Origin of the sequence: Marilutibacter penaei (assembly GCF_014145395.1) — a bacterium.
In the GTDB taxonomy this organism is placed as follows: domain Bacteria; phylum Pseudomonadota; class Gammaproteobacteria; order Xanthomonadales; family Xanthomonadaceae; genus Marilutibacter; species Marilutibacter penaei.
In genome coordinates, this window is the sequence record NZ_JACHTE010000005.1 from 193,828 (window position 1) to 209,276 (window position 15,449).

A 15,449-nucleotide genomic window follows, 5' to 3' on the forward strand; every position below is an offset into this window, starting at 1 on the left:
GATGCGCGCTTCCACCCTCCGATTGACGCTCCTGTCCGCCGGCCTGGCCCTGATGGTCCCGCTTGCCGTGCAGGCACAGGACGCCGATGGCACCACGCAGCCGCTGCAGCAGCAGATGAGCACGGAGGAGTTCCGGGCCGCGGGCCTCGACAAGCTGGATGCGGCCGAACTGGCCGCGCTGAACCGCTGGCTGGGCCGGCGCATCGAAGCGGAAAGCGCAATCGCCGCGGCGGCCGCCAAGCAGAAGGTCGAGGACGAGAACCGCGGCTTCCTGTCCTTCGGTTCGGACGAGCCGATCACCGCGACCATGGCCAGTGAGTTCAAGGGTTTCGGCAAGGGCCGGCGCTATACCCTCGACAACGGGCAGGTCTGGGAGCAGGTCGACGACGCGACCCTGGTCGGAGTTCGCAACGCGAATCCCGCCGTCACGATCCGTCCCAGCCTCGTCGGGAACACCTGGTACATGTCGGTCGACGGCTTCAACAAACGCGCGAAGGTCACGCGGATCGAGTGATCCCTCCTCCGGGGTCAGGCCTGGAGTCGCGCCAGGCGCTGGGCCAGTTTCTTGGGCGACACCCCCCCGCGCGTACCCAGTTCCTGTGCGAACAGCGACACCCGCAACTCTTCAAGGTCGCGCGCGAAGGCCTGCCAGTCAGGCCGGTCGGCGATGCCGGCCTGACGCGCGTCGAGCAGCGCGTCGGCGAAGGGCTTGAGCTCCAGCATGCGCTGCTGGTCGCGCGAGGGATCGCGCAGGGCGCGTTCGCCGCGCAGGGCCAATGCCTTCAGGTAACGCGGATATTCCTTCAGCACTTCGCCCGGCACGCGGGCGAGGAATCCCGGCGGCGTGAGCGCGGCGAGGTGCGCACGCATGTCGTCCAGGTTGCCGCTGGCCCAGCCCATCAGCGGTGACTCCAGACGCGCACGCACTTCGGCCACCGCCGACATCAGTTCCTCCGCCTGCCCGAGCCGCGCCATCGCCTCCGGAAAGAGGCCCTTGCCGATCCGCTCGAGTGCTGCCGCGAAGGCCCCCGGATCGCGGATCCCGGCAAGTCCGTCGCCCAGCAATGAGGCCAGCGCGCCGTCCACCAGGTCATGGCGCAGACGGTCGCCGTCCTTCAGGCCCGTGGTCCGGGGCGCACTGGACTCGATGGCCGCATACAGCAGGCCGGTCTTCGGCGACACCGGCAACTGCTTGCGCGCCTGTCTCAAGCGATCCTGCAGGTTCAGCACTAGCAGTCGACGGACGCCTGCCGCGTGGGCCGATTCGGCGACCTCGCGCTCGGCGTGGACCTGCAAGGACACGCTGTCGCCCTCGTCATGCAGGGCCGGCCACGCGGGCACGCCACCCGCGCCCGGCACCGACACCGGGATGGGCTCGTCCGGAAACGTGCTGAGCCCCTTCCGTGCCAGGCCTTCCGCGGCACGCGCGGCGAATGCCCGGGCCGCGCGCTCGCCGAACCGCTGCTTCAGGTCAGCGAGGTCGCGCGACTCGGCCAGGACGGTGCGTCCGTCGCGGTCGTGCAGGCGCAGGTTCATGCGCAGGTGCGGTTCGAGCGCCCCCGCATCGAAATCAACGCCCGCCACCTCCGCGCCGGTCAGCTTCTTCAGGAAGCGTGCGAGGGTACCGGCCATCGTGTCCGTGGGATCGGGCACCGGATGCGCCTCATGGAAGGCTCGCGCGAAGTCGGGGGCCGGCACGAAGTTGCGCCGCTGCGCCTTGGGCAGGCTCTTGATCAGCGCAGCGGCCTTGTCCTCGATGAACCCCGGCGCCAGCCAGTCCAGCCTCACCGGGTCCAGCGCGTTGAGCAGGTGCAACGGCACCGCCACCGTCATGCCGTCGTCCGGCGCACCGGGCTCGAAGCGGTACTTCACCGCCAGGCGCGCATCGCCCAGAGGCAGGTAGGGGGGAAACCGCGCCGCATCGCTGCCATCAGCCACCATCAGGTCGTCGAGCGCCCATTCGAGCCCGGCCTTGCCAGCGGCCGGCAGCGCGCGGTACCAGGCATCCAGCGCCTGCGCGTTGTGGACGTCGGGCGGCAGCCGGTCCAGGTACCAGCGCGCCATCCAGTCCTCGTCGACCACCAAGCCCGCGCGGCGCTGCTTGGCTTCCTCTTCGCGCGCCTTCTCAAGCATCGCGATGTTGCGCGCGAGGAAGGCGCAGCGCGTGTTGATTTCGCCGGTCACCAACGCATCGCGCACGAAGATCGCGCGACTCTCCTCGGGAAACAGCGCCCCGTAGTGCACGGGCCGCTTCGGCGCGAGCACCAGGCCGAACAGGCTCACCTGCTCGCTGCCGATCACGCGCCCCTGCGAGCGCGACCAGTGCGGATCGTGCTGGCGTCGCGCCAGCAGGTGCGGCAGCTCGGTGATCACCCAGTCCGGTTCGATCGCCGCATTGGTCAGCGCCCACACACGCTCGGTGTCGAGCAGGGTCGCCGACAGCACCCACGGGGGCGGCTTGCGCGAGAGCGGCGAACCGGGAAACAGCTGGTAGCGCCGGCCACGCGGGCCTTCGAACACATTGCGGTCGCCACGATGCCCCACCTGGGTCGGCAGGCCTGCCAGGATCGCGCGGTGCAGGGTGGCGTAGGCCGCGTTGTCGGCCGCATTCGAAACAGGCCGTTGCCCCCCCTGGCGCAACCGGGCGGGCTCCGGAGCGTCCTGCCCGGCCATCCGTGGCCGGGCGCTCGCCATTGCGCGAACCGGCGGTTCACTCTCGCGATGGGTCGCCCAACCCAGCTCCTGCGCCATCAGCTTGAGCTGGCGATGCAGCTCCCGCCACTCGCGCATGCGCAGGAAGGCCAGGAAATGCGTGTCGCACCACTTGCGCAGCTTTGACTGGGTCAGCTCCTCGTGGGCCGTCTCATACGCGGACCACAGGTTCAGGATGCCGACGAACTCGGATTTAGGATCGGCGAATTCGCCGTGAGCGGCGTCCGCCGCGGCCCGCTGGTCGGCGGGGCGTTCACGGGGGTCCTGGATCCCAAGGAAAGACGCGATCGCCAGCATTTCCCGCAGGCAGCCCTGCCGCTGCGCCGCCACCAGCATCCGCGCCAGCTTCACGTCGACCGGCAGCCGCGCCATCAGCTTGCCGGTCGCGGTCAGGCGGCGGTCGGCATCCACCGCGCCCAGCTCGCCCAGCTGCTGCCAGCCATCGGCGATCGCACGCGGATCCGGTGGTTCAAGGAACGGGAACTGCTCGATGTCGCCGAGCCCCAGCGACAGCATGCGCAGGATCACCCCGGCCAGCGCGGTGCGGCGGATCTCGGGATCGGTGAACTCCGGGCGCGACTCGAAGTCCGCCTCGCCATACAGGCGGTAGCAGACGCCCTCGGCGATGCGCCCGCAGCGGCCCTTGCGCTGGTTGGCGCTGGCCTGGCTGACCGGTTCGATGTGCAGCCGGTCCAGCTTCCCACGCGGGCTGTATCGCTTGACCCGGGCCAGGCCCGGATCGACCACGTAGCGGATGCGCGGCACCGTCAGCGAGGTTTCGGCGACATTGGTGGCCAGCACGATGCGCCGCTTCACGCCGGGATTGAACACCCGGTCCTGGTCGCGCGCCGAGAGGCGGGCGTACAGCGGCAGCACCTCGGTATCGCGGTACTTGCGGCGCTCGAGCGCGTGGTGCACGTCGCGGATCTCGCGCTCGCCGGGCAGGAATACCAGCACGTCGCCCCGCGGATCCTCGCGCGTCACCTCGTCGCATGCGGCGGCGATCGCGTCGGTCACGGTCCGCCCGCCGGCCCTGCCCTCCACGTCCCGCTCGTCCTCTTCGCCTTCGAGCGGGCGGTAGCGGACCTCAACCGGGTAGCTGCGCCCTTCGACCTCGATCACCGGCGCATCGTCGAAATGCGCGGCGAACCGCGCGGTGTCAATCGTCGCCGAGGTCACGATCACCTTCAGGTCGCGCCGCTTCTTCAGCAACTGCTTGAGGTAACCGAGCAGGAAGTCGATGTTGAGGCTGCGCTCGTGCGCCTCGTCGATCAGCAGGGTGTCGTAGCGCGACAGCCAGCGGTCGGACTGGATCTCCGCCAGCAGGATGCCGTCGGTCATGAACTTGACCGCGGTCTGCTCGCCGACGTTCTCGGTGAAGCGCACCTGGTAACCCACCGCGCCGCCGAGCGGCACCTGCAGTTCCTCGGCGACGCGCCGGGCCACGGCGCGGGCGGCAATGCGGCGGGGCTGCGTACAACCGATCATGCCCGCCGCGCCGCGGCCTGCCGCCAGGCACAGTTTGGGCAACTGGGTGGTCTTGCCGGAACCGGTCTCGCCGGCCACCACCACCACCTGGTGCTTGCGGATCAGCTCGACGATGCGGTCGGCCTCCCGACCGATCGGCAGGCTCGTGTCGATGGGCGCAGGCGGCAGCGCAGCCGCGCGTGCCTCCCGCGCAGCCACGGATACCTGCAATGCGCGGGTGAACGCTTCCTGAGCGTCGACGTCGGCGGGCCGCCCCTTCCAGCGCGACCACAGCCCGTGCAGGCGCCCGCGATCACGCGACAACGCACCGTCGATCGTGTGCCGCGCCGCTTCGAGGGGGCCGTCCGTGTCGCGCCGGGCGCGTTTGCGCCGTGACGCGGCGTTTGCATTCGGGCCGATAGACTCCATCTGGTTGATACGCCGCTGACGCTTCCGATCCGAGAAATCCAGGCGACATTGTCGCCTCAACGCATCCCAAGGAGAAACCGAATGGCCAAGACCAAGTCTGCCAAGAAGGCGCCCGCCAAGGCCGTCAAGCCAGCCGCCTCGCCCGCCCCGGGCTCCAGCGCACCCGCGATCGACATCGGTATCGCCACCGGCGACCGCAAGAAGATCGCCGACGGCCTGTCGCATTTCCTGGCCGATGCCTACACGCTGTACCTGAAGACGCACAACTTCCACTGGAACGTGACCGGGCCGATGTTCAACGCCCTGCACGTGATGTTCGAGGACCAGTACAACGAGCAGTGGACGGCGCTGGACGAGATCGCCGAGCGCATCCGGGCCCTGGGCTTCAACGCCCCCGGCTCCTACGCCGAGTTCACCCGCCTGTCGTCGATTGCTGAGGAGCCCGGCCTGAGCGATGCCGCGGACTGGCGCGAGATGGTCCGCCAGCTCACCGTCGGCAACGAAGCCGTCTGCCGCACCGCACGCAAGACCCTGAAAACGGCGGAAGCCGCGGGCGACGACCCGACCGTCGACCTGATGACGCAGCGCCTGCAGGTGCATGAAAAGACCGCCTGGATGCTGCGTTCGCTGCTGCAGTGAAGTCGCCACGCCATGCGTCTGGCGACCGCGGGCTTCGACAAGCGAAGCCCGCGCACTGCGTGATGCGCTCCCGATCCCCGCGCCTTCGGCGCGCCCCCTTACCAAGGGGGCTTTCCTCGTTGCGCATTCCGGACCGCTGAAGTCAAGGAACCGGATCCAAGGCCGTGTCTGCCACGGAACCATGATTCTGAATGTGGCCGCCGCTTGGTATCCTGACCGAATGCCCCGCGATACCCTAGACCACGCCCTCGACCTCCTTCGCGACACCTTTGGCCACCCCGCCTTCCGCGGCGAGCAGGCCGATATCGTCGAGCAGGTGGCAAACGGAGGCGACGCGCTTGTCCTGATGCCCACTGGCGGCGGCAAGTCACTGTGTTACCAGCTGCCGGCCATGCTGCGCGACGGTTGCGGCATCGTGGTGTCGCCACTGATCGCATTGATGCAGGACCAGGTCGAAGGCCTGCGCCAACTGGGCGTACGCGCCGCCTGCCTGAACTCCTCGCTCGATGCGCAGGCCGCCGCGAAGGTTGAACAGCAGTGGCTGGACGGCGACCTGGACCTGCTCTACGTCGCGCCAGAGCGCTTGCTGTCCGCGCGCATGCTGGCCATGCTCGACCGCGCGCACGAGCGCGGGCAGGTCGCCCTGTTCGCCATCGACGAAGCCCACTGCGTGTCGCAATGGGGCCATGATTTCCGCCCCGAGTACCGGCAGCTGACCGTCCTGCATGAGCGCTGGCCGGATGTCCCGCGCATCGCCCTGACCGCGACCGCCGACGCCCCCACCCGCCGCGAAATCGTCGAGCGGCTCGCACTGGAGGATGCCCGGCAGTTCGTCAGCTCGTTCGACCGCCCCAACATCCGGTATCGGGTCGTCCACAAGGACGGCGGCGGTACCCGGCAGTTGCTGGACTTCCTGCGTGGCCACGAAGGCGAAAGCGGCATCGTCTATGCCTTCTCGCGCAAGCGCGTGGAGTCGGTGGCCGAGCAGCTGGTCGAGGCCGGCGTGCATGCCCTGCCCTACCATGCGGGCCTGCCGGCCGAGACCCGGGCCGCCAACCAGCGCCATTTCCTGCAGGCCGACGGCGTGGTGATGGTCGCGACCATCGCCTTCGGCATGGGCATCGACAAGCCGGACGTGCGTTTCGTCGCCCATGTCGACCTGCCCAAGTCGGTCGAGGGCTATTACCAGGAAACCGGGCGCGCGGGGCGCGACGGCGGCCCCGCCGAGGCCTGGCTCAGCTACGGACTGGGTGACGTGGTCAACCTGCGTGCCCTGATCGACCGGGGCGAGGCCAGCGACGCGCGCAAGCAGTTGGAACGCAACAAGCTCGATGCGCTGCTCGGCTACTGCGAATCCACCGATTGCCGCCGCCAGGCCCTGCTCGGTTGGTTCGGCGAGGACTACATCGGTGCCCATGACGGTGGCTGCGGCAACTGCGACAACTGCCTGGAGCCGCCCGAGACCTGGGACGGCACCGAAGCCGCGCGCAAGGCGTTGTCCTGTGTCTACCGCTGCGGCCAGCGCTTCGGTGCCGGCCACCTGATCGACATCCTGACCGGCAAGGACAGCGACAAGATCCAGCAGTATGGACATGACACGCTCAGCACCTGGGCGATCGGGCAGGACCTCGACGCCCGGCAGTGGCGCGGTGTGTTCCGGCAACTGGTGGCCGCGGGCCTGCTGGAGGCCGACGCCGAACGCTACAACGCGCTGCGGCTGACCGCGACCAGCGCGGCGGTGCTGCGCGGCGAGCGCCGCCTGTCCTTCCGGCGCGAGCCCGAGCCACGCAAGCGTCGTGGGCGCACCACGCGCTCGTCGATGATCGAGACCGAACTCGATGCCGAAGCGCTGGTCCGGTTCAATGCGCTGCGCGAGTGGCGCTCGGCGATGGCGAAGGAGCAGAACGTCCCCGCCTACGTGATATTCCACGACAGCACGCTGCGCGCGATCGCCGAAACCGACCCCCTGGACGAGGGCGCGCTGGCGGAAATCCCCGGCATCGGCACCCGCAAGCTGGAGCGATACGCAGGCGACCTGCTCGACCACCTTGCCCGCCACGCCTGAGTGCGTCGGGCAGGCTTCGACCCGGGCTCGAATCCTCCTGCCCGCCCGGGCTGGACCGCCTCACTCGAGCGTCGGCTCCCGCCCAGCCCCCAATCCATCCCGTCATCCCGGCGAAGGCCGGGATCCAGCCTTCCGCTCCGGGAGTCGAACTCCTGCCGCGGCATCTCCCCCGTCGCTCCGGCCTGCCACACCGCCTCCCGCCGTCCGCCCAAGGCACATCCGGGTCGGACCGTCGTCCCGGTGAATGCCGCACTGCGGCTGCCAACGCGCTTCCCGGGCGTCGTCCCAGGCTTAAACCTTGTCGCGGCAATCGGCATCAGAGTGTTTATGCTGAACGCCGTGGCCGATATCCCGCTCCCCGCGAACAACGCCCCCGCCCCGTGTTCCACCGGTGCGGACGCGGAACTGGCGCTGATCCGGGCCGCGGGCAGCGGCGACGTGACCGCCTTCGAGTCGCTGTACCGCCGTCACGCCGCGCGCGTCCACGGCGTGATCGGTCGGCTGGTGGGCCATCACGGGACCCGCGCGGAAGACCTGACGCAGGAAGCCTTCGTGAAGGCCTGGCAGGCGTTGCCGGATTTCCGCTTCGAGTCGGCCTTCTCGACCTGGCTGCATCGACTCGCGGTCAACACGGCGCTGATGGATCTGCGCAGCCAGCGCAGCCGACCGCAGCACGAAGGCGACGACGATGCCTTCGACATGCTCGGGCAGGCCGATTCGGCGGGCCATGTCACCGCGATCTCGATGGACCTGGAGCGCGCGGTCGCCAGCCTGCCGCCACGCGCCCGCGCGGTGCTGGTGCTGTACGACGTCGAAGGCTGGAAGCATGAGGAGATCGCCGCCGAACTTGGCATGGCGGTCGGCAGTTCCAAGGCGCAGCTGCACCGCGCGCGCCACCTGTTGCGTGAACGACTGGGCGAGAGCGCCTGGTCCGGAGACATTCCATGAGCCACGACACCGATTTCCCGACCGAACACGACGACCGCCTGCCCGATGGCATGCGCTGGCAGCTGCGCGCCCTGCGCAACGAGCGGATGCCCGGACGCGACCTGTGGCCGGACATCGCCGGGCGTTTGCCGCCCCGCCTGGACGCCACCGCGGAGTCCGCGCGGCCCGTCTCCCTCTCCCATCACCACCGCCCGACGTGGCTGGCGCCCGCCGCGCTGGCAGCCAGCCTGCTGCTGGTCGCCATCGCGATCGGCTGGCACATGCCGGGCGGACAGGCTGTCGAAACCCGGGTGGCCCTGTCGACGCCGGACATCAAAGCCGTCGACACAGGATATCCCTACCGGCGCGAGGCCGATGGCTTGACCCTGCAGTACCAGGCGGCCTTCAGCGAGATCGACGCCCTGCCCGGCGATTCCAGCCTGCAGCCGGTCATCTCGGAACTCGACCGCAATGCCGACCTGATCCTCGACGCCCTCGCGCAGCAGCCCGACTCCCGCCTGCTGCTCGACCAGTTGCGTCGCACCTACGCCCAACGCCTGGCGCTGAGCCAGCGCATGCTCAATACCTGACTGGAGTCCGTCATGTCCCGAACCCCCTGCACTCTCATCGCCCCGGCACTCGCCACCGCCTTGCTGGTGACGGCAATGCCAGGCCTTGCCGCGACACCGATCAATGAAGTCCGTCCGCTGGACCCGCGCGGCAGCATCGACATCGACAACCTCAAGGGCCGCATCGAGGTGCGTGCCTGGGACCGGTCGGAAGTCAGGATCACCGGCAGCCTCGGCAAGGGCGTGGAGAAACTCGAGATCAGCGGCGACCAGAAGCACCTCGGTATCGAAGTCAAGTATCCCAATCGCGGCAGCGGGCTCGGCTTCTTCACCGGTAGCGACAAGAGCGAGCCCAGCGAGCTGATCCTGATGGTGCCGCTGCGCGCGGACCTGGAGATCGACTCGGTGTCCGCCGACATCGACGTGGCGGGGGTTGCACCGGCATCGATGTCCATCGACACCGTGAGCGGCGACACCGTCGTCGCGGGCGCGCCCGGCGAGATCGACATCGACAGCGTCAGTGGCGACCTGCACCTGACCCTCAACAGCGGCGACGTCAGCGTCGACAGCGTCTCCGGCGACATCACCCTGTCGGGGCGCCTGGATGGCGAAGTCTCGATCGACAGCGTCTCCGGCGACATCGACGTCCGCGTGATCGAAGGCCAGTTGCGCCGCTTCTCCGGTGAAACGGTATCGGGCGACCTCGACCTCCGTACCGGCCTGGCCACCAATGGCCGCATCGACATCGAAACGGTCAGCGGCGACCTGACCCTGCACCTGCCCCGCGACCTGTCCGCCAGCGTGAGGGGGTCCAGCTTCAGCGGTACCCTGCGCGCTCCCGACGCCAGCATCGAACGTCCGAAGCACGGCCCGGGGTCCAACTTCAGGCACCGCTACGGCAACGGCGAGGGCGACATCTCGCTGGAGAGCTTCTCGGGCGACGTCACACTCAAGCTGGACTGACGACGCGAGGCCACCCTACAGCAGGGTGACCTCCCGGAAGGACCGGCCTCCTCGACGTCGCAACTGATTCGAACCCGTACCGAACCGCCATTGGGCAACTGCGGAAGGATCACGCCAGCTCCCTGCAGATTGCCAACCAACAAGGCTCCTGCACCGGCGCCCGTGGCAGGGCATGTTGCGCCTGCCGTGGCCGTGCAGGCAGATGAGGCCAGCGTGCAGTTGCCCAGGTTCGAGGGAGACGGATCCGTCAATACCGCGTCATCGGCGACGCCGGGTCCGGCATTGCTCACCAGCAGCTCGCAGGTGGACGACGTACCCGACGTCACACTGTCGCCGACCTGGTCACCAGACCCATTGGCAGGCGTGCTCGTCTTGCTGATGCGCAAGTCCGCCGATACCAGTGCGTTGGTGATCGTGAAGTCGATGTCCGCGCCAGCAGCGGGGCTGAACTCGTTCCAGTGCTGCGCGCTGCCGGTACGCGCCGCTGTCCCCTGCTCCCCTCAACCCGGCACTGGAAGCCACTACGGCACCGAGCACTGCAGCGTGAACGTCAGCGAACCCGTCGCGGGCAGCGTGGGTAGCGGGAGTCCTGCGGCAGACTGCAGGGCCGCAATCGTCACCGATGCGGGCGGCGGGCACGCGGCGCCTCCGGTTGCGGAGCCGCAGGTCACCGTGCTGCAGCTGACACCGGTCGGTACGGGATCCCGCAGGACCGCGCCGCCTGCCGCGCCCGGGCCATCGTTGCGGACCACCACGGTGTACGTGGTCGGACTGGCCGATACCACCGTATCACCCGACTGGTCCACGGGCCCCTGCGCCGGCGTGTTGGTCTTGGTGATCGAGAGGTCCGCATTGAAGGTGTTGTTGAAGGTGCAGGTGATGAGCTGGTTGGCACCGTAGTTGCCCGCCTGGATGACGAGCGCTCCACCGAACAGCGTGACGTTGACCGCCTGGCTCCTCTGATCCACGCAGGTGACACCCGTCAACGTGAATGACGCCGGCACCTGGGCTTCCCCGAGCGTGATCTGCTGCGCATGGTTGCTGACCGGGAACGTCGCCGAGACCGCCGGGTTGGCGGTGGCGGTATTGAGCGAGAACGCGCCCCCACCCAGCGCGCCGCCGCGGGTGAAATCGAAGGTGCCGGTGCCGTTGCTCGACTGCTTGCGCACCACCACGGACGAGCCCTGGAAGCTCCATCGGGCTTCAATCGTATCCCCGAGCCCGGTCGCGCCCAGCATCACCACGCTGAAGGTCAGGCTGGTGATACCGGTGCCATTGAACTGGATGGATCCGCAACCGGTGCCGGTCGTGGGGGTCGCCGTGCATTCCGCACTGCCACCGATTTGCGTGAGCCCCACCGAACGCTGGAACGTGGTCGTCGTCACCTCGAACTGCGGATTGCCGGACAGGCGGGTCATGGTGACGCCACCGGTTTGCGCCGTGAAGCCGGTCAAGGTCCATCGCGATGAGTTGGTGAGGTTGCCGGAAAAGCCACCCAGCCGATCTATGTGCAGGACAGGATTGTCCACCGGCTCGTTGAATGTCACGGAGAACGTTGCCGGGGTGAACGAGGCGGCTACGTCGATGCTCAAGGCGGGGCCGCCAGCAATGGTTCCACCATAGGGGTCGGACCAGTAGTTGGTCGTGTTGAGCGTGGCGTTGACGTAATTGCTCTGCACCGGGCCCGTCTGCGTGATCGTCACGCCGACAGGGCTGGTATTGGCCGAGCTGGTGCCGTTTGTGTTCCATGTCTCGGTGACCGTCGCCTGCAGTGCGAACGACGCCAGCAAGAGCACGGCAACCGCCACGCTTCTCGAACCCCATCCCCATCCCCATACCCGCGATCCCGCGGGGTGCTTGCCGGACATTGTGCTGCTGCTCATGTTTCCCATATCTCTTTCAAAGTGGATCCGGTCGCGGTTGGCACCGGATCCTTCAGGCTGGATTGCACGGATCCCCATCCGTTGCACGAATCAGTACCGACCCACGAGGTTCAGGAACCAGCCCCTGTGGTCGTAGTCGAAATCGGTCAGGTCATCGCTGAACTCGGTGAAGTTGTAGCCGATGCCGACGCGGAAGTTGCTGCCGATGTCGCGGTCGATGCCCACCAGGAAACCACGGCGGTCGCCGCCGTCCTGCACGCCGAGCCAGCGGTACTCGAGCAGCGAGTTCCACTGTTCGGCGAACGCATAGCGGGCCTGCACGGCGGCGAACGTGGTGTCCGAATCCGCCCAGTCGCCGGTCAGTCGGCCGTACCTCACCTCGCCCTCGCGCCGCATCAGCTTGCCAGCGAACTCCCAGCGCGTATGCGGGCTGTACACGCCCTCGAACGACAGGATCTGGCTGCGCTGGTCGTAGTCGGTGACGTTGTCGCCCACCTGCTCAAGCGACGACACGTCGTACAGGTAGGTGTACTTGCCGAACAGGGCATAACGGGTGCTGTTCCACGGCCGCCAGGCGAAGCCGAAGTTGCTTTCGATGAACTTCGCGCCCGCGAGTGGATCGATCTCGTCGTCGGTCTCCGAGTAGTTCAGTCGCGCGGCGATCCGGAAGCTCTCGTTGAACTTGTGGGTCAGCCGGTTGGTGGTGACCCACTGTTCACGCCGTTCGACGCCGGTGTCCTCGCGCCACTCCAGCTTGCTCTGCCACTGGGTGTCGTTGGAGGTGCGACCGCCATTGACGCTGACCGCACGGCGATCGACGATCCCGGCGCTGTTCTCGAGCTCGCCCGACTGCAGGGTGAAGCCGAGGTTCCAGCCGATGCCCGGATAGAAGTCCATGCCGAAGGTGTGCGACAGGCCATCGCCCTGCGGGTCCTTCAGGAACTGGCTTTCATTGAACACCGTGGTCTGGTTGGAGATCCGCCAGCGCTGGCCGAGTGTCCAGCCGGTGCTGAGGCGATTGTTGAACAGCGGATCGTACGGGCTCTGGTCGGTCGAGTAGGTGTACGCACCGTACAGCGTGTAGTCCGAGTTGAGCCGGTATTCGGCGTTGACCTGCGCGGCATCGCCACGGTCGCCGGTGCTGTATTCCGCGCCGACGCTGGACAGTTCGCCGAACAGGTACTTGCCGCCGACGGTCAGCGCATCATTGTCCGCGTACTTGCCGCCGTCGTCATCCAGCGTCACCTGCGCGGTCGCGAACAGGTCCAGGGTGTTGCCGAAACGGTGCTTGTATTCCAGCGCACCGAGCGTGCCGACCGCGTCACCGGACACGCGGTCTTCGTCGACGCTGCGGATCTCACCGCTGACGGTGGAATAATCCGTGATGCGCCACTCGGCCGTGACCTGTGCCTGGGTCAGGGATTCGGCATCCCGCTCGGCGACGCTGTAGCGGCTGTAGATATTGAAGTTGGGCGAGAACTGCCCCAGCACTTCGGCGCCACGCTCCTCGATGTCCGCCCCGGTGTCGAAGCGGGTGATCGAGAAACCGGCATCGACACTTCGCCACCAGGCACCCGCCGACCAGTCGAGCTCGGTCCAGCCCAGCTCCTTGAAGTTCGCCCTCGCCTCGACTGCCGAAGCGGTGCCCTCGCGCGCGCCCAGCCCGGAGTTCAGGCGATCGAAACTCAGGCCGCCGTTGTCCGAGTACCAGATCGGTGCACTGCTGGCCTCGGTCCTGGTCTGCTCGATCTTCAGGAAGGTACCGCGACCGGCCTGCAGGGTCAGGTCCGCGCCCATGACCTTGTAGTCCTCACCGGCACGGTTCTCGTCGACATAGGTCGCACCGAGTCCGACGTGGTCGCCAAACCAGTGTTTGCCCCGAAAGCCGGCGGTGACCTCGTCAGCGTCGAAGCCGCGCGGCAGGTACTCGTAATCGACCAGCAGCACCTGCGCATAGCCGTCAAGCGGGGTGTCGCGGGTCAGGGTCGGCACGTTCTCCCGTGTCACCTGCGCAAGTGGGCGGGTGAGAATCAGGCGGCCCTGGAACTCGTCCATCTCGTAGTCCGCACCGCGCAGCAGCGGCACCCGTCCCTCCACGCGGCCGGTGGTGGTATCCCGGATCTCCAGCACCACCTTGTCCGAACCCGGCAGCACGTCGGTGTGCTTGAGGTAGTACAGGCTGCCGCCCGTGCCCAGGAATTCGGTATGGCCCGGCACGGTCTGCGCCTCGGAGGCGAAGCCCCGCAGCTCCGTGCCGGCCTCTCCCAGCGCCGTGCTGCGCCGACTGCGCCAGTCCACCGCACCGCCGTACAGCGAGCGCGAGTACTGGGCGTATTCGGTGCCGGTCACGCCGGTATTGAAGTTGCCCCACAGCGCCTGGTTCTTGTCCCAGTCGACACGCACGTACAAACGGCCCTGGGTGTCGATGTCGCGATAGGTGGTGGAGTCATCGCCGTACACCGGGTAATACGCATCCGGGTCAAGACGGCGGAAAATGTCCTGCGGGTCGGCATCCCAGAAGCCGCTGAACAGTTCGCTGACTTCGCGTTCCTGGGTGTCGGCCTGCGCGGTGACCAGGTACTTGCCCTTGATCTTGCCCTTCAGGTAGAACGCCAGCCGGCCTTCCAGCAGCAGGTCGCCGTCGTACTGTTCCGCTTCGTCGCCGAGCGGCTCGATCGACCCGGTGACCTTGCCGTCCGACAGGGTCATGTCGGCCAGCGCGACCGCGAACATGTAGCGGCCGGTGACATCGACCTCGAGTGTCTCGTGGACGGGCGTGGCATCGCCGCCGCCGACCTCCACGTCAAAGCTGTGCTGGCCAACCGGCACCAGGTACTCGGCGACGAGCTTGCCCTCCAGATCCACCGGCTGGTTCTGTCCATTGATGGTCACACTGCGGCCATCCGGGATATCCCGGCCCTGGACGCGGATGCGCGACCCATAGATCGCGATGTTCTGCTGGCGCAACGCATTTTCGCCGAACACCTCGTCGACGGCACGGCGCTCGTCCGCCTCGTCTTCCGTGAAGCGGGCGCCGTACTCTTTCTCGACCGAATCGCGGAGCAGGCGCGAGCCACGTTCGGCTTCCTGCGGCTGCACCAGTTGCAGGCGCCGCGGATAGGTCTCGTCGAAGCTGCCATCGGCGCCGTAGGCACGCACGATGTAGATCAGTTCGTCGCCGGCGCGCGCTTCGTAGCCGGACGGCAAGGCACCATCCCACTCGACATCGCTGACCGCGGCGACTTCCATCGGCACCGTGGCCAGCGGATCGACCAGGTCGGTGTCGCTGGAGCGGAACACCAGGATCTCGGCGCGGTCGATGAAGGCTGGATAGTTGTTGTAGGCGTGGAAGCGGACCGGTTCGGTGATGCGTGAACCGTCGTAGGGCACCAGCGATGGTGCGGTGATGTTGAAGGCCGGCTGGCCGAGGTTGGGATCTTCGGTCGCCCACAGCACGCCACCATCGGGCAGCTCCACCGACCATTTGCCCAGGGCAATGGCCTTGCCGGGCCCGGCGGCCTCGACGCTGACCTGGCGGTTGGCCTGCAGCACGTCGTTGCGCGGTGCGCCTTCGGCGGTGGGCACGGGGACCCGTTCGCCACGCGTCCGCAGACGCATGATCACGCCTTCGTCCGAGACGCAGTCGCCGCCCTCGCAGGACAGTCCGCTCGCGCCTTCCGCCGGTTCCGGCGGCTGCCCGGGCGCGGCCGCGTCCCGGGCATCCTGTGCGGCCGCGGCATGGGACATGCCCGCCAGCAGGCAGATCAGGGTGTAGTCGAGCATCTTCATCTTCAT

At 67.9% G+C, this 15,449-nt stretch carries 9 protein-coding genes; 6 read left to right on the plus strand and 3 right to left on the minus strand.

Going from position 1 to position 15,449, the window contains the following annotated elements; translation table 11 throughout:
* The first annotated feature begins 1 nt into the window (after window position 1).
* Window positions 2-514: a hypothetical protein gene (locus H4F99_RS08435; RefSeq protein ID WP_182669294.1), complete on the plus strand. Its 513-nt coding sequence runs from the start codon at window positions 2-4 to the stop codon at window positions 512-514.
* A gap of 14 nt (window positions 515-528) precedes the next feature.
* Here the strand turns inward: H4F99_RS08435 and hrpA are convergent, their stop codons facing one another.
* On the minus strand, window positions 529-4,608 hold the full coding sequence (hrpA, locus tag H4F99_RS08440) for an ATP-dependent RNA helicase HrpA (RefSeq protein ID WP_182669295.1): 4,080 nt from the start codon (window positions 4,606-4,608) through the stop codon (window positions 529-531).
* An 81-nt stretch (window positions 4,609-4,689) separates the two neighbouring features.
* On the opposite strand from hrpA, the gene H4F99_RS08445 reads away from it, so the two are divergent.
* The 5 genes from H4F99_RS08445 to H4F99_RS08465 all read left to right on the plus strand — a co-directional run bounded on the left by H4F99_RS08445 (window position 4,690) and on the right by H4F99_RS08465 (window position 9,771).
* Complete coding sequence (locus tag H4F99_RS08445) at window positions 4,690-5,247, plus strand: Dps family protein (protein ID WP_182669296.1); 558 nt, start codon at window positions 4,690-4,692, stop codon at window positions 5,245-5,247.
* A gap of 220 nt (window positions 5,248-5,467) precedes the next feature.
* A complete protein-coding gene (gene recQ / locus H4F99_RS08450) occupies window positions 5,468-7,312 on the plus strand; it encodes a DNA helicase RecQ (protein WP_246371533.1) in 1,845 nt (614 codons plus the stop codon).
* 327 nt (window positions 7,313-7,639) lie between these two features.
* Window positions 7,640-8,260: an RNA polymerase sigma factor gene (locus H4F99_RS08455; protein ID WP_182669298.1), complete on the plus strand. Its 621-nt coding sequence runs from the start codon at window positions 7,640-7,642 to the stop codon at window positions 8,258-8,260.
* A complete protein-coding gene (locus H4F99_RS08460) occupies window positions 8,257-8,829 on the plus strand; it encodes a hypothetical protein (protein WP_182669299.1) in 573 nt (190 codons plus the stop codon). The genes H4F99_RS08455 and H4F99_RS08460 overlap by 4 nt, the downstream gene beginning before the upstream one ends.
* Window positions 8,830-8,841: 12 nt before the next feature.
* Window positions 8,842-9,771 carry a DUF4097 family beta strand repeat-containing protein gene (locus H4F99_RS08465; protein WP_182669300.1) on the plus strand — a complete coding sequence of 310 codons (930 nt, stop codon included), beginning with the start codon at window positions 8,842-8,844 and terminating at the stop codon, window positions 9,769-9,771.
* A 521-nt stretch (window positions 9,772-10,292) separates the two neighbouring features.
* Here the strand turns inward: H4F99_RS08465 and H4F99_RS08470 are convergent.
* Together H4F99_RS08470 and H4F99_RS08475 are read right to left on the minus strand one after the other, a co-directional pair.
* The gene (locus H4F99_RS08470; protein WP_182669301.1) at window positions 10,293-11,654 is read right to left on the minus strand and encodes a prealbumin-like fold domain-containing protein; all 1,362 of its coding nucleotides are present in this window, start codon (window positions 11,652-11,654) and stop codon (window positions 10,293-10,295) included.
* Between the two features lie 90 nt (window positions 11,655-11,744).
* A complete protein-coding gene (locus H4F99_RS08475; RefSeq protein ID WP_220481087.1) occupies window positions 11,745-15,449 on the minus strand; it encodes a hypothetical protein in 3,705 nt (1,234 codons plus the stop codon).